Genomic DNA, 620 nt, shown 5'->3' on the forward strand with positions numbered 1-620 from the left:
AGTCCCTGCATTACCTTTACCCATAGCAGGACGGAGGTATCCGTCACTGCCGCGGACTAGTAATACCTTTCCATCTTTGATAGGTAAAACTACATTCATTAGCTACCTCAGAATGGGATGTCATCATCCCAAGGGTCAATCAAATCAGCGTCAATAAATTCTTGACGAGCAAGTATACGACGCTGTTTGATCTCACGGTTCATTTCAACTCTGCGTTTCACCTGAATCAATTTCTCAATCTTAGCATTCACAACCATGTGTGGGATTGCTCCCACAAAGGTTACATGTAAAAGAGGAAATTTGAACAGTAAGAATTTAGCAGTTTCGAAATTATTGCAGAGGTTTACTTTAACCCCATTTGATAATTCGTAGTGCATTGTCCACCTTACTGAGTGATACGAGCACCCACAGTTACTTCAGCCTGTTCTACAGGAACTTCCCAGCCGATGATTTCAAAGCTGTTAACTGAAGAATTGAACTTACCGATAGTCTGTTCACCGTTGACTGTCAGCCAGTAGTAACCACCGTTTACTGGACGGTTGGATGTGGCACGAGATGATGCGGTACGGGAATTGCTTTGGGTGGCAGTTTCCGAACGAGCGGTTCGCGGTTGCGCTGTG

General features: G+C 44.5%; 2 protein-coding genes. Both read right to left on the minus strand.

What is annotated here, in order from left to right; translation table 11 throughout:
• Positions 1-107 precede the first annotated feature (107 nt).
• Positions 108-377 carry a hypothetical protein gene (locus N1032_RS26210; protein ID WP_259543572.1) on the minus strand — a complete coding sequence of 90 codons (270 nt, stop codon included), beginning with the start codon at positions 375-377 and terminating at the stop codon, positions 108-110.
• Between the two features lie 8 nt (positions 378-385).
• Positions 386-620 (minus strand): hypothetical protein (locus tag N1032_RS26215; RefSeq protein WP_259543574.1); only part of this gene is annotated, 235 nt, incomplete at its 5' end.

The sequence above is a fragment of the Herbiconiux daphne genome, assembly GCF_024979295.1.
Taxonomy (GTDB): Bacteria; Actinomycetota; Actinomycetes; order Actinomycetales; family Microbacteriaceae; genus Herbiconiux; species Herbiconiux daphnes.